The 18,570-nt window shown below is 39.0% G+C and carries 20 protein-coding genes; 7 read left to right on the top strand and 13 right to left on the bottom strand.

Translation table 11 applies throughout. From position 1 onward, the window contains the following. Positions 1–90: 90 nt before the first annotated feature. The 7 genes from ppnN (at position 91) to ilvN (ending at position 8,222) form a co-directional block, all read left to right on the top strand. Positions 91–1,434, top strand: coding sequence for a nucleotide 5'-monophosphate nucleosidase PpnN (gene ppnN, locus HC000_RS02430; protein WP_179806874.1), 1,344 nt, complete (start codon positions 91–93; stop codon positions 1,432–1,434). A gap of 8 nt (positions 1,435–1,442) precedes the next feature. Continuing rightward, positions 1,443–2,216, top strand: coding sequence for a flap endonuclease Xni (gene xni, locus HC000_RS02435; protein ID WP_179806875.1), 774 nt, complete (start codon positions 1,443–1,445; stop codon positions 2,214–2,216). Positions 2,217–2,285: 69 nt separating this feature from the next. Beyond that, positions 2,286–2,669: a DUF3192 domain-containing protein gene (locus tag HC000_RS02440; RefSeq protein WP_089369274.1), complete on the top strand. Its 384-nt coding sequence runs from the start codon at positions 2,286–2,288 to the stop codon at positions 2,667–2,669. 12 nt (positions 2,670–2,681) lie between these two features. Beyond that, a complete protein-coding gene (locus HC000_RS02445) occupies positions 2,682–4,364 on the top strand; it encodes a hypothetical protein (RefSeq protein WP_179806876.1) in 1,683 nt (560 codons plus the stop codon). 187 nt (positions 4,365–4,551) lie between these two features. Continuing rightward, on the top strand, positions 4,552–5,559 hold the full coding sequence (locus HC000_RS02450; protein WP_011330089.1) for an isocitrate dehydrogenase: 1,008 nt from the start codon (positions 4,552–4,554) through the stop codon (positions 5,557–5,559). A 438-nt stretch (positions 5,560–5,997) separates the two neighbouring features. Then, entirely contained in the window at positions 5,998–7,722 is a 1,725-nt protein-coding gene (locus HC000_RS02455; protein WP_011330088.1) for an acetolactate synthase 3 large subunit, read from the top strand. After that, positions 7,722–8,222, top strand: coding sequence for an acetolactate synthase small subunit (gene ilvN, locus HC000_RS02460; protein WP_011330087.1), 501 nt, complete (start codon positions 7,722–7,724; stop codon positions 8,220–8,222). The genes HC000_RS02455 and ilvN overlap by 1 nt, the downstream gene beginning before the upstream one ends. A gap of 151 nt (positions 8,223–8,373) precedes the next feature. On the opposite strand, the gene HC000_RS02465 is transcribed toward ilvN, so the two are convergent. The 13 genes from HC000_RS02465 to HC000_RS02525 form a co-directional block, all read right to left on the bottom strand. After that, positions 8,374–8,649, bottom strand: coding sequence for an HU family DNA-binding protein (locus HC000_RS02465; protein WP_008166804.1), 276 nt, complete (start codon positions 8,647–8,649; stop codon positions 8,374–8,376). 209 nt (positions 8,650–8,858) lie between these two features. Further along, on the bottom strand, positions 8,859–9,398 hold the full coding sequence (locus tag HC000_RS02470; RefSeq protein WP_179806877.1) for a DUF3833 domain-containing protein: 540 nt from the start codon (positions 9,396–9,398) through the stop codon (positions 8,859–8,861). A gap of 1 nt (position 9,399) precedes the next feature. Continuing rightward, positions 9,400–9,891: a chalcone isomerase family protein gene (locus tag HC000_RS02475; protein WP_257025406.1), complete on the bottom strand. Its 492-nt coding sequence runs from the start codon at positions 9,889–9,891 to the stop codon at positions 9,400–9,402. A gap of 53 nt (positions 9,892–9,944) precedes the next feature. After that, positions 9,945–10,445 (bottom strand): DUF2878 domain-containing protein, encoded by a 501-nt coding sequence (locus HC000_RS02480; protein WP_011330084.1) that lies wholly within the window; start codon positions 10,443–10,445, stop codon positions 9,945–9,947. Beyond that, positions 10,423–11,685, bottom strand: a complete 1,263-nt coding sequence (locus HC000_RS02485; protein WP_179806878.1) for a cyclopropane-fatty-acyl-phospholipid synthase family protein — start codon at positions 11,683–11,685, stop codon at positions 10,423–10,425. The genes HC000_RS02480 and HC000_RS02485 overlap by 23 nt, the downstream gene beginning before the upstream one ends. 44 nt (positions 11,686–11,729) lie before the next feature. Further along, the gene (locus HC000_RS02490; protein WP_179806879.1) at positions 11,730–12,467 is read right to left on the bottom strand and encodes a DUF1365 domain-containing protein; all 738 of its coding nucleotides are present in this window, start codon (positions 12,465–12,467) and stop codon (positions 11,730–11,732) included. After that, entirely contained in the window at positions 12,460–13,716 is a 1,257-nt protein-coding gene (locus tag HC000_RS02495) for an FAD-dependent oxidoreductase (protein WP_179806880.1), read from the bottom strand. The genes HC000_RS02490 and HC000_RS02495 overlap by 8 nt, the downstream gene beginning before the upstream one ends. Continuing rightward, positions 13,713–14,423 carry an SDR family NAD(P)-dependent oxidoreductase gene (locus tag HC000_RS02500; protein WP_179806881.1) on the bottom strand — a complete coding sequence of 237 codons (711 nt, stop codon included), beginning with the start codon at positions 14,421–14,423 and terminating at the stop codon, positions 13,713–13,715. Before HC000_RS02500 ends, HC000_RS02495 begins: the two co-directional genes overlap by 4 nt. A gap of 2 nt (positions 14,424–14,425) precedes the next feature. Beyond that, positions 14,426–14,854, bottom strand: a complete 429-nt coding sequence (locus HC000_RS02505) for a nuclear transport factor 2 family protein (protein WP_179806882.1) — start codon at positions 14,852–14,854, stop codon at positions 14,426–14,428. Between the two features lies 1 nt (position 14,855). Continuing rightward, complete coding sequence (phrB, locus tag HC000_RS02510; RefSeq protein ID WP_179806883.1) at positions 14,856–16,262, bottom strand: deoxyribodipyrimidine photo-lyase; 1,407 nt, start codon at positions 16,260–16,262, stop codon at positions 14,856–14,858. Continuing rightward, positions 16,262–17,215, bottom strand: coding sequence for a DUF523 and DUF1722 domain-containing protein (locus HC000_RS02515; protein WP_011330077.1), 954 nt, complete (start codon positions 17,213–17,215; stop codon positions 16,262–16,264). The genes phrB and HC000_RS02515 overlap by 1 nt, the downstream gene beginning before the upstream one ends. Before the next feature lie 24 nt (positions 17,216–17,239). Continuing rightward, the gene (locus tag HC000_RS02520) at positions 17,240–17,914 is read right to left on the bottom strand and encodes a ChrR family anti-sigma-E factor (protein ID WP_011330076.1); all 675 of its coding nucleotides are present in this window, start codon (positions 17,912–17,914) and stop codon (positions 17,240–17,242) included. Beyond that, positions 17,907–18,530 (bottom strand): sigma-70 family RNA polymerase sigma factor, encoded by a 624-nt coding sequence (locus tag HC000_RS02525; RefSeq protein WP_011330075.1) that lies wholly within the window; start codon positions 18,528–18,530, stop codon positions 17,907–17,909. The genes HC000_RS02520 and HC000_RS02525 overlap by 8 nt, the downstream gene beginning before the upstream one ends. Between the last annotated feature and the right edge of the window lie 40 nt (positions 18,531–18,570).

Below are 18,570 nucleotides of genomic sequence, written 5' to 3' on the forward strand. Positions count from 1 at the left end.
TATATAAGTTCAAGTGCCCTTAATGAGTTTAACCTGCTAGAACAATCAACACTTGCACCCAATTGGTATTAAGCAGCAAGGAGAATGCCGATGTTAATACAGTTAAACCCAACTGGGGTTTTAGATTTACTGTCGCAATTAGAAGTTGATTTATTAGAGCAATCTTCCGCTAGTGAACGCTATCGATTATTTAGAAACTGCGCGCTTGCCGTCCTCAACGTAGGCAGCCATACAGATGAAAGTAGCGACATCTACGATAAATACCAAGACTTTGATATTCGTTTAGTTAGCCGTGAGCGCGGCATAAAAATAGAACTAATTAACGCACCTGATACCGCATTTGTTGATGGTGAAATTATTACCGGTATTCACGAACATATATTTTCTGTGATCCGCGATATTTTATTTATATGTCAAAAATACGAAAAAGATCTTAAAGAACAAAAAGCCATTACCCACATGGTTTTTGATATGCTCAGAAATGCCGATGCACTAAAAGTAAACAGCGAACCAAGCATGGTTGTATGTTGGGGTGGGCATTCTATTAGTGAAGTTGAGTATAAATATACCAAACAAGTAGGCTATGAGCTGGGCCTGCGCGGCTTAAACATTTGTACCGGCTGTGGCCCTGGCGCTATGAAAGGCCCAATGAAAGGCGCTACTATTGGCCACGCTAAGCAGCGCATTAAAAACAATCGTTATTTAGGATTAACCGAGCCCAGCATTATTGCAGCAGAGCCGCCTAACCCAATTGTAAATGAATTAGTCATTTTACCCGACATAGAAAAACGTTTAGAAGCCTTTATACGCACAGCTCACGCTATCATTATTTTTCCTGGTGGCGCTGGTACTGCTGAAGAGTTTCTTTATTTATTAGGGATATTATTACACCCAGAAAATGACAAGCAGTGCCTACCGGTTATTTTAACAGGACCCAAACAAAGTGAAGCCTACTTTAAAGAGCTGTGCCACTTTATTGAAATGACACTGGGTGTAGAAGCACTCAGCAAATTTGAAGTTATTATAGATAACCCACAATTAGTAGCGCAAAAATTAAAGTCGACCATGGCTAATGTTCGCGACTATCGTAAAAGCCAAGGCGATGCATACTATTTTAACTGGACATTAAAAATAGAAAATGACTTTCAACAGCCGTTTATACCATCACATGAACAAATGGCGAACCTAGACTTGCACCTAGAACAACCAAAACAGTTATTAGCTGCAAATTTACGCCGCGCATTTTCGGGCATTGTTGCCGGTAATGTTAAAGAAGAAGGCGTAAAAGCAATTAAACAACATGGGCCTTATATTCTAAGTGGCGAGCCTAGTTTAATGAAAGCAATGGATAAGTTATTACAAGCTTATGTTGACGAGGGAAGAATGAAACTACCCGGCAGTAAATATGTCCCCTGCTACACAATCAAGGCGTGAGTTCTGTATTGAAACCCCATTTATTACTTATTGATGCGCTTAATTTAATTAGGCGCATTTACGCGGTAGACGCGAATCAAAAACATCACAGTGACGAGCAAATGCTTAAAGCAAGCTGCGCACGTGTAGCGCATGCCTGCTCAAAACTTTTAAGCAGCACTAAAGCAACCCATGCCATTGCCGTATTTGATGGCGATAAAAGTTGGCGCTATCATTTTTATAAAGATTACAAACACTCCCGTGCTCCTATGCCACAAATACTTAAAGATGCATTAGTGCAATTTAAAGCCGCCATTGAAGAAACCGGTATTGTAGTGTTTGAACCAATAAACGATGAAGCTGATGATATTATTGCAACTCTCGCAAATAAGGCATCACATAACAACATCAGCAGTGTGATTGTCTCAACTGATAAAGGCTTTTTACCTTTTTTAAATGAGCATATAGCTGTGTATGATTATTTTAAAAAACATTATTTAGATCAAGATAGTATTAAGCAACGCTTTGGCGTTGAGCAAAAAAAACTAGTAGATTTTTGGGCATTTGCTGGCGATAAAACCAATGATATTCCGGGCGTAAAAGGCATAGGCACTAAATCGGCACAGCTACTTGTTAATAACTATAGCTCTGTCGAGGATGCACTCAATGACGATGCTCTTAGTGCCAGCTTACGTAAAAAGCTAACTGAGAATATGGATATGTATGTTATTTCAAAGCAACTGGTTAGTTTACGCACCGATATAAACTTAGGCTTTAGTTTAAAGCAGTTAAGGCTTAATTAGTCGCAAGTTAATAGCACTGCCGTACGACAATACGTATACTATTAGCAGTGATGGTTAGTAGAGTAAGTAATGTTCAAAAAGTTTTTTAGATATTTAATTTTAGGTTTAGGGCTGTATGCGCTAATAGCCACGTTAGTGATCGTTTTTTATAAAGATGATCCACAAGCTATGATTTGGCAAGACAGAGAAGCCTATAATAAACGCTATATCGAAAAGCTAAAAATAGAAGACACTGCAACCCTCAATAGTGTACTCGAATATTTAGGTAGCCCAGATCTTACCTTTGCTAAGCGTGATGAGGAGCAAGTATGGCAAATTGTTTTTTATCGTACCCAGCATAAAACATCTGACGGCATTACTACTATAGATGAATGTACCGGGTTATTATTTAAAAACGGGCAGCTCATTTTATGGGGTCCCAGTGCTTACGATCAATATCTAAAACCAGGTTAGGGAAACGGCATAATGGATGAGCCTGTATCAATAAAGCTAAAAAGGTTGCTTGAGCATACGCAGCTATTTTTAGCTTCATACAATAATAAAAAACAATGGCCTACCTTTTATCCGCTAGTGTGCAAAGTTGCAGAGCAATACCGAACCCTTTATAAGCAAAATCCGAGTGCTCTACAAGCGCAACTTATGCTTTATAAAACTCAGTACGACTTTGCTACCAACCTTGTAATTAACCAATGTATTTTAACAACCGCACTGTGCGTAAGCCAAAATTACGATGACGAACTAAGTGAGCTGTATATTAGTGCGTCATTAATTGAGCACTTGTGCGTAGGCGCTCAACTTAATAAACTGTCCAAACAAATAGCGTTTACCAGTACCGAAAGCCAAATATGGCAATTACGCCACAAACTTGCAGCGCGCGTATTACTAACCGCAAAGCAACCTGCCCATAGTATTACTCAAGTATTAGCTAAACTGAGTAAATATAAACACGCTTTAGTTAGCACCCCTAAAATAATGTTATACGATGGCGGCACAATAATTGTGGCGTTAGCTAATATTTTGGCAGTTAACCTCACGTGTAATGCAGCAAATCAGCAAATAAATTTTTATAAAGCGATAGCAGACTTATATTTGCGAACCCCAAATTTATTTGCTCAGCGACTCTTAAAATCATTAATTGCGCATATTGGCCCTTTGCTCCCCGGGAGCCGAGTTTTATATGCCGAACAAGCAATGATTTATTTAGCAACCGACGCCGAGCAGCGCCACATACTTATTAAAAGCTTAAAGAACAAAATAGTTTGGTACAGGGTAAAAGCAACGCTTAACGATAACGCAGTACAATGGCTATGCGCTGATAAACGTATACTTTATAAAGTGTGGGATACTGAATATGTAAATATAAAAGCCGCAACTCCCAGTACCCAAAACACATTATATGATCTAATTGGGCTTATTAAACTGCAACAAGAGTATAGCTTTAACAATATAAATACTTTATTAGCCCCACACCCTAATGTTATTAAAAGCTTATGCCAAGCAGTTAAACCGTATAACAAAGAGCATCAAGCCGCTAAAAATTTAACGCATAGTTTGTCTATGGTTGGCTACAATAATGCCCCAGCTATTATACAGCGCGTGGTGTTTGAGCAACTAGTTTTTGCTATTCCGCATCCTTTACATGCTTTTTTAGTTAATCGACTCAAATGTATGGTCGATATAATGAGGCTATTGGTCTATAACAATAAGCAATATCAGTTTGAGCATATTTGTTTGCCTTTATATGCTTACGCGCATTACTTATTAATACATTGTAGTACGCAACTTTCAAGAAAGACGTCTATAGCGCACGCCCCCAATAAATCATCCGATACACCTATGTGCGCATTTTTTGGTATAGAAAACATGGATAGTAAGCATTTAAATCAGCAGTTATCAGCGCTTTTAAGTGATAACCCATGGACCTTTGCATTATTAGATGCCGAACAAGTAGCTAAAAACGAACTCACTGAGCAAAGTAAGTTATGGGTAGCATTTAAAGTCGTGGCGCAAAGCGTGTTTAAGCCAAAAACAGCATTAACACCTTGGCAACAGCAAACACTTAAGCAGCAATTAATAGCCCAGGGCTGGGACAATCAAGCCGATTTTTATGACAAACTTCAAACATTAGCTTTGTTTGATAGTATTTAAGCTACTTATTTTAACTATAAACAGCGGTTATACCCAGTATTAATAGTATAAACTGGCAAAATGACTTAATAATTGGTATAAATGCGCCCTTGAATTCTCAAGCTCGTTCACATAAATTTTCTAACAAGCAGTTGCTCCCTCGGAGCCACAATTTATGTGCAAATCAAACTCTTTAAAGGATAAGTTAATGGCCAAACAAACCATAACAGTGATCAAAGGCGACGGCATCGGCCCTAGCATTATCGACTCAGCACTTGAAATACTAAAAGCCGCAGGATGCGATTTTGATTATGAATTTGTTGATGCTGGCCTAGCTGCACTTGAAAAAACAGGTGAGTTACTTCCGCAAGACACAATCGATACTATCGCTAAAAACAAAATCACCTTAAAAGGTCCTTTAACAACGCCAGTTGGTGAAGGCTTTACTTCTATAAACGTAACACTACGTAAGCAATTTGGTTTGTACGCAAACGTACGTCCTGTTAAATCGTTTGTAGGCACAAAAGCACGTTATGATGATATTGATATCATCACTATTCGTGAAAACACCCAAGGTATGTACTCTGGCGCTGGTCAAATTGTAAGTGAAGATGGTAACGAAGCAGAAGCAAAATCTGTTATTACTCGCGAAGGCGCAGAAAAAATCGTAACGTTTGCTTACGAGCTAGCAGTACGTGAAGGCCGTAAAAAAGTAACAGCGGTACATAAAGCAAATATTTTAAAATCTACATCAGGCCTATTTTTAAAAGTAGCGCGTGAAGTTGCTGAGCGTTTCCCAGAAATTGAATCAACCGAAATGATTGTTGATGCAACCTGTATGAAACTAGTAATGACGCCAGAAGAGTTTGACGTAATAGTAACCACAAACTTATTTGGTGATATTTTATCAGACCTATGTGCTGGTTTAGTTGGCGGCTTAGGCATGGCACCAGGTGCTAACATTGGCGAAGATACTGCAATTTTTGAAGCAGTACACGGCAGTGCGCCTGATATTGCAGGTAAAAACCTAGCTAACCCTACTTCTGTAATTTTAGCGTCTATTCAAATGCTTGAGCATTTAAACATGGGCGACACCGCAGAGCGCATTAGAAGTGCAGTTGCTGATGTGATTAAGTCAGGCGATCGTACTACTCGCGATTTAGGCGGCAGCCACGGTACAACAGACTTTACTCAAGCTGTTATCGACCGTTTGTAATATAAAGTATAAAGTACATACATAAGTACTTGTAAGCGTACTGATATAAAAAGCCAGCAATTGCTGGCTTTTTAATATTCCAACTTATAAAACTGCATAAAACCTCCTTTTATCCACTTTCAAACTTCAAAAAACAACTAATTCCAGCACAAAAATAGCATGAGGAGAAGAAATAATGCAAAAAAGCCATTTCGCGGTTGACATACTCCCTCAAAACCCTTAAAAATAACCACATACACAATTTTAGTTTAAAGCAGTATTAACGCTTTGTAATAGAGTAATTAATTATGAATACTACAATTCGCCTATTAATCGTACTCGTACTGGTCTTAGTTATAAGCCCAGCGGGGATGTATTGAAAGGTGATACTGCTTTTTAAAAACCCCCGCCCCATGCGGGGGTTTTTTTATGCATAAAAATAACGGCAGAGGAATGAGGATGAGCAAACAACAATATAATGGTTCTGAACTAGTTGTTCAGGCATTAAAAGAATTAAAGGTTAAATACATATTTGGCTACCCCGGGGGGTCAGTATTAGATTTATACGATGCACTTTTTCAGCAAGACGACATTGAACATATTTTAGTTCGTCATGAGCAAGCCGCCACACATATGGCCGATGGTTATGCGCGTGCTACTGGCGATGTAGGCGTAGTACTGGCAACATCAGGCCCTGGTGCTACAAACTGTATTACCGGCATTGCTACAGCCTATATGGACTCCATTCCAATGGTCGTGCTATCAGGGCAAGTACCTACCAACTTGATTGGTGATGATGCTTTTCAAGAAACTGATATCGTTGGTTGCTCGCGCCCTATAGTAAAGCACAGTTTTAACTGCAGAAGCGCAAAAGATATCCCAACTATTTTAGCTAAAGCTTTTTATATTGCCAGCACAGGCCGCCCAGGCCCAGTGGTAGTAGAGCTGCCAAAAGACATGCTAAACCCTGAGATAAAGTTTGATTATGAATTTCCTAAATCTACCGATTTAAGAACTTACAACCCAAACACTAAAGGCCACTCAAAACAAATACGCAAAGCCGTTACCGCCATACTAGAAGCAAAAAAACTGGTAGTGTACTCTGGCGGCGGAATTGTAATTTCAAACACTTCTGAGCAATTAACTCACTTGGTAGAGTCACTAAATGCGCCAATTACCAATACCCTTATGGGGCTAGGTGGCATTTCAGGCGTGCATCCAAACTTTGTAGGCATGCTAGGTATGCATGGCACCCTTGAAGCTAATAAAGCCATGGCTAATGCCGATGTAATATTAGCATTAGGGGCGCGCTTTGATGATCGGGTCACCAATAATGTGCAAAAATTTTGTCCCAACGCCACTATAGTGCATGTAGATGTTGATCCAACGTCTATTTCTAAAACAATTAAAGCTCACATTCCGGTAGTTGGCTGTCTTGCAACCGTACTAGAGCAGCTACAAGCTGGTATTGATAAGAGCCCTATTCAAATTGATCGCAGCGCCCAAGAAGATTGGTGGCGTCAAATTATCAGCTGGCGCGAACAAAAGTGCTTAAGCTATAACACCGATGGTGATGCAATTAAACCGCAAGCCGTTATTGAAGCAGTTTATAAAGCCACCAATGGCGACGCTTATGTAAGCTCTGATGTTGGCCAACATCAAATGTTTGCAGCCCAGTATTACCCGTTTAAACATCCGCGTCAGTGGATCAACTCAGGCGGCCTTGGCACTATGGGCTTTGGCTTACCTGCAGCCATGGGTGTAAAACTTGCTTTTCCGGATAAAGAATCTGTATGTATTACTGGCGACGGCTCTATTCAAATGAATATTCAAGAGCTAGCTACGTGTTTACAATATAACTTAGCGGTAAAAGTCGTGTCATTAAATAACCGCTCTTTAGGCATGGTACGCCAATGGCAAGATATGGTGTATGGCGGGCGTCATTCATCATCTTACATGGAGTCTTTGCCTGATTTTGTTAAATTAGTAGAAAGCTACGGCCATGTAGGTATTAAAGTAAACACCCTAGATGAGTTACAACCGGCTATCGACAAAGCCATGTCGATTAACGATCGTTTAGTATTTTTAGACATTCTTGTAGACGAAAAAGAACATGTATACCCAATGCAAATTAAGTTTGGTGGCATTGATGAGATGTGGCTACGTAAAGGAGTAAAAGCATAATGCGTCGTATTTTATCTATATTATTAGAAAACGAACCAGGAGCACTGTCGCGTATTGTAGGATTATTTTCGCAGCGTGCTTATAACATCGACAGCCTAACAGTTGGCACAACGGATGATCAGTCTTTATCGCGCATTACTATTACCACTATGGGTGATGACCGTGTAGTAGAGCAAATTACCAAACAGGTAAACAAACTTGTTGATGTACTAAAAATTATTGATTTAACCGAAATGAGTCATATTGAGCGTGAACTATTATTGGTTAAAGTATTTGCCCAAGACGAAACAACACGCGCAGCGGTTACCCGCGTAGCAGATGTATTCCAAGGGACTATTTTAGATATGGGCCGGCTAAGTTATAGCCTACAGTTAGTGAGTAGCACAGATAAAATTGAATCATTTTTAGATACGCTACGCCACGAAACCGACATTATTGAGGTAGTGCGCTCTGGGGCAGTTGGCATTGGCCGTGGCGATAAAGCCCTAAAAGCCAAATAAATAACTAAAAAGTTAATCCACCTTAATAAAGGTGGATTAACTTTATTACAATTATTAAATGTAATTATAATGTTAACAAGGTTGGCAAATATTTTAGGCATAAAAAAAGGGCTAAAAGGCCCTCTTTTCATTTAATTAGATAAACCTACAATTAAAGGTTTACTTGATCTTTAAGACCTTTACCTGCTTTAAAGCTTGGGATAGTTGCCGCTGCGATTTGGATCTCAGCACCCGTTTGTGGGTTACGGCCAGTACGGGCTGCACGTTCTTTAACTGAAAAAGTACCAAAACCAACTAACGCTACTGAATCACCTTCTTTTAAAGAAGAAGTTACAGCGCCAGTAAACGCGTCAAGAGCGCGTGTAGCAGCGGCTTTAGAGATTTCTGCATCAGTAGCAATTTTTTCAACTAATTGAGCTTTATTCATTATTTGATTCCTATTCGTTATTATTTTGCCTTCGCAAAACCTATCTTTATGCATTTTTGAAGAGTTAGCAACAGCAAATTGCATTTTTTGCTTAAAATCTTATAAAATGCGTAAAATTAAAATAATTATCGGTAAAATACAGCGTGTTGAGTTAACAAAGACTTAATTTAAGTGCAATTTTAACGCAAGTTAAGCCACAAAGTCATAAGCTATATTTTTTCGATAACCAAGGTAACTTCCCCAACTTCGATACCAAACTTAACAATAGACGTACGGTTTATCAAGCGAGTTTGTGTTACCAAGTACATCCAATCATCAAAGTTTACCGTTAAAGTGCTGCCATCGTACGGCAGATCAACATCATAATTCCAATGAAATACACTGCCATCACTTTTCCCTTTAGCTGTGCCTAAAACATCATCTGCAGTGCCGGTTAAACTCTTGTCATCATTGAGTGTTACTTTCCAAATACGTTTTTGAGTTTCACCATCATCATAAATAAAATCTTCTTCTATAACGCCTTGGTTGCCCTCCCAGCTTGCATGCATGTCAACCACGAGCTTGCGGGTTAATTCACCTTTATAGTCTTGTACAACGCCATAGGCTTTTAAATTTCCGCTAAAAAACGTTTTAAAGTCAAATTCTGGAGAGGTGTTATTGTAATGTTCGACATTGGGGGCAGAGCAACTTACCAATAACAGCGCACATATAGCGGCAAAGGTTACTTTTGCATAATTTAAAATCGTCATATTAATTTCCTAATAATTGCTTTCTAAGTGCGGGCTCAGAGGTGTTTTCGCTCAGCCAAATCGCCAAAAAGTCAGCGGCAAAGCCAGGCTCATTAATTTCACCAATGTGTTTATCATTATGATAAAAAACACTAAGCCCTTGCTTGTCTGTTACGAGCGTTAACGACTCGCCTTTTTTTATATTTGGCCACATCGCTAATAATTTATCGCTATATTGCGTTGTTAGCTGTTTTTTACCTAAATGTTGCCACTGCTCGTTGGTCGCTTTTACTATGTCTTTAGCAGCAAAGTCACGCAAATAAGTCAGCTTAAATTTAATCGGATTATCGCCTAGCTTATACTCTCCTGTTGTAGTAAATAATGTAGCGTCGTATACGTCCCAAAATAAATACTCCATCCGCGCATCCCCTACTTTCGTTAAGCTAATGTTTGCCGCAGCAACACAACTCGTTGTGAGTAAACAAATACACAGTACTTTAAATATAGCGTTCATGGTAAATCCCTTCAGGTAAGTGAATAATCATACGGGAGCGGCAAGGGCGAGGATCAGCGAGTAATAAGTAATTTAAGTTTTAAATTAGCTAAAATAATTAAAGTAAATACAGCAGCCCAAAGAGCACCGTATACCAGCCAAAACTCCAATAGTGGCAGGCCTAAATTTAGCACTTCAAAGCGCGCGCCGGCCCAGTAACTTGCAGGGGAAAACACAAGGCAAATAATAAATACTTGCCAAAGTTTTAGTGAGATTAAAAAGCGCATTGAGGTGTTTATGCTAAGCAGTAATGCAAACCACAATAAGGCAAGCCAAACAGGAAATGGGGATACTTTAAACTCTAATAAGCCACTTTTAACGGCAATAAACTCGCTCAATAAAGCCAAGGGCAAAGCCACTAAAACCAGTAATGCGTCGTGCTTCTTTTGTTTTGATAAATAAAACATCAACGCAATAATAGCGCTACTAAACACAACAGAGCTTGATTCAAGCAGTAAGGATAAAAACCACACTGCTTGAAATAACACAAAATTAATAACCGAGTGCAATTTCATCATCAGTACTGATAAAACGTTGTTTACGCGCCATTAAATGCACGGTACTAGTTGCACGTGCTCTAAATGCACCTTCGCAGTAAGCAAAGTAAAATAACCACAAACGATAAAAGCGCTCATCAAATTTAGAGCTGTCTAAGTCTGGCCAGCTTTGTATAAAGCGCGTACGCCAATCGGCAAGTGTACGTGCATAATGGGCACCAATATCGTTTACGGTATGAATAACCATATCGGTATTATTTTTAATTTGTTCACTCATTTCATTTAACGATGGCAAACAACCACCAGGAAAAATATATTGCTGAATAAAATCTGAGTTTTTTAAATAATGTTTATAACGCTGATCGCCAATAGTAATCGCCTGAATAAGCATAGCGCCATCATCTTTTAATAACGCACTACATTGAGTAAAAAAGCTTGGTAGGTAATCGTGCCCTACCGCTTCAATCATCTCAATTGAAACCAGTTTATCGTATTGCCCTTTAAGTGAGCGGTAGTCTAATTTAAGCAAAGTTATTTTATGTTCAAGCCCAAGTTGCTTCACTTTTTGTTCAACATAGTCGTGCTGTTCATCAGATATAGTCGTGGTAGTAACATAGCAGTCGTAATGAGTAGCTGCATAAATTGCGAATGCCCCCCATCCGGTGCCTATCTCTATTACCGAGTCGCCTTTTTGTAGTTCAACTTGTTCACAAATTCGTTGTAACTTATATTGTTGAGCTTGCTCTAAGGTTGCTTCTTTTTCGGGATAGACTGCACACGAATAGAGCATTTCTTTGCTTAAAAACGATTCGTATAAATCATTCCCTAAATCATAATGAGCAATAATATTTTTTTTCGAACCCGATTCTGAGTTTTTGTTTTTTAAGTGATTTAAGCGATTGACAATATTACTGAAAAAAGAAAACTTTTTTTCAAAAGCATCTAATTGATTTTGATTAATTGCAAATATTTCGATCAGCTGAGTTAAGTTATCGCAAGACCATTGTCCTAAAATATAAGACTCGCCTGCGCCCACACTACCCGACAAACAAAATGCTTTGTACATTGCTTTATTATTAACAGTAATCGTTACTTTTGCAGCTGACGATAAATCGCCAAAAGTACTGCGTTCGTTATTATCAACTAACGTTATTTGCCCTGTTTGAATCGATGAAAAGGCTTTAAATACTATTTTTTTATATAAATTAGTAAGCCAGCTTCGATTATTTTGACAACGTAAATGCGTCGCTTTTTCCATAAAATCACCTATATTATTACTCTTAAACAACATAACAACTTGCTTTATGGCTTACCTGAGTGGCCTAAAAAAGGCACTCTTTTAATAAACAACTTTAATGCTTGATAATAAATACCCTTAAAAATTGACCAAGTCATCGCCGGAAAACGTTTAAGCAACCTACTTACTTGTTGCTCAGTTAATTCGTGGCGTTTTAACCTTAGTGTAGCGTCGAATAATACCTGTTCGTCGCGTATATTTTTAATCTGTATTAATGCTTTATCCTGCGTTTGTCGAATATGCCAGTGGTAGTTCATGTCCAAGTCCATAAAGGGTGATACGGAAAAGGTTTTCTTAAAGTTCACTTTTTTTTCTAACGGAACTAAATAATAGTGGCGTTCATTCCAAGGTGTGTTGCTAACCTCTGCAATCATGTAGCTAAATTTTGTTTCGTTATGGCCAAAAAAATAAAAGTTTACAGGGCTAAAGTAAATACCTAAACAGCGTAATTGCCCAAGCATATAAACATGGCTAAAGGTTTGTTTAACACCTAGCTTTGCAAGGTGTTTGCGCGCGCGCTCTACTAACGAAAAGGTATTTAATTGAGGGTCTTTATTTAGATAGTCTGCTTGGTTAAATTTAAGAGCTTTAAAACCTGAACTGCCCAATTGGCTATGCACACCGTTTAATTGCTGTGGGTTATTTAAATCAACCCACATCATGTACAAAGGGTAACTAAAGCTATGGCTTTTAACCGCAAAACGGCGATGTTTTACATCGCCTAAATATACAGCGCTAGTCAAATTCAACCCCAAGCTGTTTGGCAACGTCTACGCCACTATGCACCCCATCTTCGTGAAAACCGTTATACCAATACGCACCACAAAAATAGCTATTATTTTTCCCGTCAATGCTGTGCTTTTGTTGCTGCGCGGCTATCGATTCTTGGTTAAATACTGGGTGATGGTAAGTAAATTCACGTAATATCTTACTCTTTTCTATTCCTTGTAGATGGTTCAATGTTACACAAAACTGCGTATCTGACTGTAACCCTTGAAGTATATTCATTTGATACGTAACAACAGCCGCTTTATCGGTATTATTATTTAGTAAATAATTCCAACTAGCCCAGGCTGCTTTTCTGTCGGGTAATAAATTAGTATCGGTATGTAGTACCACTGAATTTTCGGTATAAGGAATAGCGCCCAACACTGACTTTTCTTGCTCGCTGGCATCGCCCAATAACGCTAACGCCTGATTTGAATGACAAGCAAATATCACTTTATCAAACTCGCTTTGCTCACCATTAGCAAACACAATGGTTACTTTATCGGCAGCTCTAGTTACTGATTTAATATCTGTATTGAGTTTGATTTTATCGGCAAAGCCTCTAATTAGCGGGTTAATATATTGACGAGAACCACCAGGTATTACATACCATTGCGGCCTGTTTACTACATCTAATAAACCATGATTAAAAAAGAATTTAACAAAAAATTCTACGCCTACATTTTGCATTTCTTTAATGCTGGTAGACCAAATAGCAGCGCCCATAGGTAAAATATAATGATATTTAAAAAAGTCGTTAAAATTATGCTCACTTAGTAGCTCACCTAATGAGTGATCGGCTTTATAGCTGCCTTGCTCGTGTATTGTTTTACATAATTTATTAAACCTAACTATGTCGTACAGTAAACGCCAAAACTGTGGTCTAAAAATATTACGACGCTGTGCAAATAAACTCGTAAAGGTATGGCCGTTGTATTCAAAACCTGTGGCATCGTTATGCACACTAAAACTCATTTCGGTTTCTTGCTTATCAACGCCAATACGCGCTAATAACTTTTCAAAATAAGGGTAGGTTCTGTTATTAAATACAATAAAACCAGTATCAATAGCGTGTTCAATACCATCAACTTGCACATCAACCGTAGCCGTGTGGCCACCAATGTAATTGTTTTTTTCAAATAGCGTTACATCATAGTGCTTATGCAATAAATGCCCACAGGTTAAACCTGAAACGCCAGTGCCAATTATAGCTATTTTTTTCAACGCGCTAGTCCTTTTGCAATTTTGAGCCACAGCGGCAATGGTAATATGCGCAGTGCTTTTAATATTAGTGTAAAACGATACGGAAAATGCACTTCTTTACGACGCTTGTGTATGCCTTTTATCATGTAGTCTGCCGCTTTTTGCGCTGTAACGGCCATAGGCATAGGAAAGTCATTCCTATTAGTTAGAGGGGTTTTAACAAAACCAGGATGCACTAAGGTTACATCAACGTCATTTAAATCAATTGCTAAGCTTTTAGCCAAGTAGCTTACACCCGCTTTAGAAGCGCCATACGCCTCTGAGCGCGGTAGTGCTAAATAGGTTACACTTGAGCTGACTAACACCAGCTGGCCACCACTATTTATTTTAGGTAATAAAGCTTCTAAGCAATACCCCATAGCCAGTAAATTAACGCTAATGACCCGCTCAAATAAGGCGCTGTCAAAATTTCGTGCATCGTCAACGTATTCGCAGTTACCAGCATTGAGTATGACCCGATCAAAATGAGCAAAGCCAATGGTAGCAGATTTTATTTGTTGTAAATTTGTGGCATCAAATTGGCAGGTTTGAATGTTGTTATGCTTAGCAAGCTCAGCTAACTTTTCGCTGTTACGACCGCAAGCAATAACAGTATCGCCTTGCTCGGCATATTTTATTGCTAATTGTTCGCCAATACCTGAGGTAGCACCGGTAATAAGTGTGATCATAATTAGCCCGCCCTTTTATCTATAAGCTTAATAACACGGCCTAATAAAGGAATATGCTTATACAGTAGCTCGCCTACGTTAAAATAGTCGCGGTGCTCAATTATTTTGTCACCGTTAAATGTAAGCTTACTGTGCCCCTGCACAGTAATGGTGTTTCCTGAGGCTAATTTAGGATGCACATAATGCATACTCCAATACACAAAGGCATTATTGGCAACACTGAAGGAATCAGTTATATCAAACTGGCAATGCGTAACATTGCTATACAAATTAGCAAAGTATTTGCGCAGCTCAACAATGCCATTAATGTTGTGCATTGGGTCGGTAAATTGTATATCGTCGCAGTAAATTTCACTTAATAAATCAAGGTTACTATTATTAAGTTTTTGATATAAATCTACAAACTTATCTACTGGTAACTGGTTATCCATATCATACCTTAAATGCTGCTAGGGCACGCTCTCGCGCCGCTTTATGATCAACAATTGCTGGCCAATAACACGAATCACTTTGCCCCAATGAGGCTAAATAACTATGTGGAAAGTGAATGTGTTTATCTGGCACGTTTTCAAGCTCTGGTATGTATTTACGAATAAATTCGCCGTTTGGATCAAAGCGTTCACTTTGTCTTATAGGATTAAAAACTCTAAAGTAAGGCTGTGCATCACACCCGGTACTTGCCGCCCACTGCCAACCTCCATTATTAGAGGCCAAATCGCCATCTATAAGGTGTTGCATAAAAAAACGCTCGCCTTTGCGCCAATCTATAAGTAGGTGTTTAGTTAAAAAGCTAGCAACCACCATGCGTAAACGGTTATGCATCCACCCGGTTTGCAAGAGTTGCCTCATCGCAGCGTCAACAAGCGGGTAACCTGTGCGGCCTTCGCACCATGCTTTAAAGTCGTCATCGCTGCTACGCCAAACTACCGCGTTATACTTTTCGTTAAAATTATCGCCACGCGAAAGCTTTGGAAATTGCGCAATTAAATGCCGATAAAATTCACGCCAAATAAGCTCATTAACCCAAGTAAAGGTTTTGCTTTTTGAAGTGCTTAAAATATCGGGGTAGCGCTGTTGTATATTTATTAATAATTGCTTGGTACTAATAATACCTAGCGCTAAATAAGGGCTAAGGCCTGAGGTGCCTTTAATAATGGGAATATCACGGTGATCGTCGTAACTTGTTAGTTTATCGCAAATAAAGTTATCGACCACAGTGGCCAATGTTTTATCATCAACGGGCCATTTTTCAGAGCTGCTATCGCCTTTGAGTAAATTTGTTTCGTTTTTGCTTAACTGCGCACCGCCGCTAACGTGCTCTACAGGCCACTGCGGCAAAGAAAAATGCACCTCAATGTACTGCTTTAACCAAGCGCGTTTAAATGGCGTAAATACTTTGTACATTTCGTTGCTTTGGTTTTTAACGCTGCCTACCGGGGCAATTAAATCGCCTTCGTACAAGGTAAACGTAATAGAAAGCTCATCGCACTTTGCTAAAATGGCTTTATCGCGGTTTACTTCGTTTAGTTCATACTCGGTATTGGCAATTACATGCTTAACATTATTAGCCTTACAAAAATCAATGAGTTGAGTTTCGCAATCAGTAAAGTATGGTGCGTCAATAATGTGTAAGGTAATACCGTGATCAGCAAGTTGCTGGTGCAGGTAAGTAATGCGACGTTTAAGTAAGTCAATTTGTATTGGCGCTGCTTGATGCTGCTGCCATTGTTTTTCGCAGATAAAAAAAATAGCGTGGTTAGCGCCATTATTAAGCGCTTGAATTAGCGCCTCATTAGAAAAAAGGCGCAAATCGCGCCTAAACCAAAATAATGTGTTCATTAAATACCGTAGCGTAGTTTTAATTCATTAGGATAAGGATTAAAAAATACTTGTTTTTCAAGATACTCGTTTGGGTGCACCTTTAAATGATGCTTTAGCAAAGTAAGTGGCACGTAAAGAGGCACTAAACCATCGCTGTATTCATCAATTGCTTCTCGCATTTCTTGTTTTTCGACTGACGATAAATCTTTTTTAAAGTAGCCCTGTAAGTGCATTAAGGTATTACAATTATTTTTGCGTGAGGCTGGCTTTTTAAGTCCATTCATCAAACCTAAAATGTACTTATCAGCAAGCTCGGTTACGTCATCACCTAAAAACGTACCTAACAAATGACCTAGATCGCGGTAAGCTTGGTAATTATGCGCCATTAACAAGTATTTATATTGCGCATGAAACTGGGTTAAGCGATGAACGTTCAGTGGCTGCTGTATTAATTTTTGCCAATTTTTAAACGTATACACTCGCATTACAAAGTTTTCACGCAAGTGCATGTCGTTTAAACGGCCATTTTCTTCGCACGGTAATAATGGATTGTGCTTCATTATTTGCTCTGCAAAAAAGCCAACGCCTTCTGATGTATTACCAGTTCCCGCTTCATTGTATATTTTAATGCGCTCCATGCCACAGCTTGGGCTTTTAGCACAAAACACAAAACCGCTTAGCTCTTTCGCTTGTTCGGTTGCTACTTTAATACCGTAAGCAGTAAGTTGTGGGCCAACGTCGCCAGAACCATCAGGGCGACACACTTTGATAGTATCGCCTACTCGTACTTGGCGAATAGTAGGCCTTGGAATAGGTAAACCTACCGCAACCTCTGGGCAAAAGCGCGTATATTCAACATGCTTTGCAAACTCATCCATACAAAAGTTTGAGCGTTTATGGCCTGTGTCAAAACGCACTTTTTCGCCTGCTAGGCATGCACTAATGCCTATTTTAATTGTATCCGCTTGCATAATATCCCTAATAAACTGTTTATATTAGTAAATTAAATTACCAATTGGGTTAAGTAACTTACTCAGCCCTTTATTAAAATGTAGCGCACTACTGACTACTGTAAAGCATAAACAGCCTTCTTTTGTTACCGGTGTGTGCAGATGGCTGCCATCTTGCCAAATAAAATCACCCGGTACGTAGCTACCCTCTTCGTCGCTAAACTCGCCGTTTAGTAACAAAGTAATCTCAAATCCGGTATGAGTATGCTCTGGTATTTCTCCACCCGCAGCAATGTGCAATAAGCTGGTACGTAATGGGCCATCATCTAGGGCAACGCGCGAGCGGGCTAGTTTGCCAACTTGAGTAAATTTGCTGTGCGAAATACGTGTTAAAGCACGCGGCAGTTGATAATTTTGCTGGTTTATTTCAACAGCAATTGGTTCAACTTCGTATACTTCATCAATACTGGTATCGCTGGTTATTAAGTCAAATAAGCTTGAGCTTTCTTGCTCAAAATAACCACTAGTATCATCCTTAGCCTCTGAAGGTAATGCATCGTTAAACACTTCAGCTGCATTATCAGCTTCAAGCTTTGTTACTTTTTCTTGGCATACTGGGCACATATCTACGTGTATAGACACAGCTAAACTTAACGATGCGCTAAGTGATGCACTGCAATATTGTGTCAGTAAAGTATCACTCGGGTGATGTTTAATCATGCTGATCTCCCATTTCATTACGTAATTTTTGCAAGGCTAAACGTAACCGTGATTTTACCGTGCCTACTGGAATATTAAGTTGTTGTGCAAGTTGTTCTTGCGACATATCTTGAAAATAAACACCTCTTACTACTTCCCGCTGAGCTACTGGTAGCTTTTCAAGGTAGCGTTTAATTTGTTTATCTTCTAAATGATCTGTGTATTCGTGATGCGTATTTTGCGATTCGTTCAATAACGGCCAAATATCTTCGCTGATGTTTTCTTCTTTATTGCTTTTCATTTTGCGCAGCATATCAAACGAAGCATTTCGCATTACCGTGTAAACCCAAGTAGTCGCAGCCCCTTTGTCACTATTGTACAAATGTGCTTTACGCCAAACCGATGTTAGTGTTTCTTGCACTAACTCCATTGCTTGAGCTTCAATACCAAATTGCTTGATACCAAAACGTTTAATTTTTGGCGAAAAATATTCAAATAAATAAGCAAATGCTTTTTTATCGCGGCTTTGTGCAACATCAATTAATGCTTGCATCAATTCCTTACTTGGCGTTTCTGGCATGGCAGTGTACTTACCTGTATTAGGTTCACAACGTAATGATTGTTGTTGACTTACCATAGTAATTTATCCCGTTATTGCTTTAGTACATGTAAATACG

This window comes from Pseudoalteromonas sp. MIP2626, assembly GCF_013414205.1.
GTDB lineage: Bacteria > Pseudomonadota > Gammaproteobacteria > Enterobacterales > Alteromonadaceae > Pseudoalteromonas > Pseudoalteromonas nigrifaciens.

What these genes read in the sequence shown, in the direction of transcription:
- ppnN (WP_179806874.1), top strand. Translation starts at nt 91, where the DNA reads ATGTTAATACAGTTAAACCCAACTGGGGTTTTAGATTTACTGTCGCAA.
- HC000_RS02440 (WP_089369274.1), top strand. Translation starts at nt 2,286, where the DNA reads ATGTTCAAAAAGTTTTTTAGATATTTAATTTTAGGTTTAGGGCTGTAT.
- HC000_RS02445 (WP_179806876.1), top strand. Translation starts at nt 2,682, where the DNA reads ATGGATGAGCCTGTATCAATAAAGCTAAAAAGGTTGCTTGAGCATACG.
- HC000_RS02450 (WP_011330089.1), top strand. Translation starts at nt 4,552, where the DNA reads ATGGCCAAACAAACCATAACAGTGATCAAAGGCGACGGCATCGGCCCT.
- HC000_RS02455 (WP_011330088.1), top strand. Translation starts at nt 5,998, where the DNA reads ATGAGCAAACAACAATATAATGGTTCTGAACTAGTTGTTCAGGCATTA.
- ilvN (WP_011330087.1), top strand. Translation starts at nt 7,722, where the DNA reads ATGCGTCGTATTTTATCTATATTATTAGAAAACGAACCAGGAGCACTG.
- HC000_RS02465 (WP_008166804.1), bottom strand. Translation starts at nt 8,649, where the DNA reads ATGAATAAAGCTCAATTAGTTGAAAAAATTGCTACTGATGCAGAAATC.
- HC000_RS02470 (WP_179806877.1), bottom strand. Translation starts at nt 9,398, where the DNA reads ATGACGATTTTAAATTATGCAAAAGTAACCTTTGCCGCTATATGTGCG.
- HC000_RS02475 (WP_257025406.1), bottom strand. Translation starts at nt 9,891, where the DNA reads ATGAACGCTATATTTAAAGTACTGTGTATTTGTTTACTCACAACGAGT.
- HC000_RS02480 (WP_011330084.1), bottom strand. Translation starts at nt 10,445, where the DNA reads ATGAAATTGCACTCGGTTATTAATTTTGTGTTATTTCAAGCAGTGTGG.
- HC000_RS02485 (WP_179806878.1), bottom strand. Translation starts at nt 11,685, where the DNA reads ATGGAAAAAGCGACGCATTTACGTTGTCAAAATAATCGAAGCTGGCTT.
- HC000_RS02500 (WP_179806881.1), bottom strand. Translation starts at nt 14,423, where the DNA reads ATGATCACACTTATTACCGGTGCTACCTCAGGTATTGGCGAACAATTA.
- HC000_RS02505 (WP_179806882.1), bottom strand. Translation starts at nt 14,854, where the DNA reads ATGGATAACCAGTTACCAGTAGATAAGTTTGTAGATTTATATCAAAAA.
- phrB (WP_179806883.1), bottom strand. Translation starts at nt 16,262, where the DNA reads ATGAACACATTATTTTGGTTTAGGCGCGATTTGCGCCTTTTTTCTAAT.
- HC000_RS02515 (WP_011330077.1), bottom strand. Translation starts at nt 17,215, where the DNA reads ATGCAAGCGGATACAATTAAAATAGGCATTAGTGCATGCCTAGCAGGC.
- HC000_RS02520 (WP_011330076.1), bottom strand. Translation starts at nt 17,914, where the DNA reads ATGATTAAACATCACCCGAGTGATACTTTACTGACACAATATTGCAGT.
- HC000_RS02525 (WP_011330075.1), bottom strand. Translation starts at nt 18,530, where the DNA reads ATGGTAAGTCAACAACAATCATTACGTTGTGAACCTAATACAGGTAAG.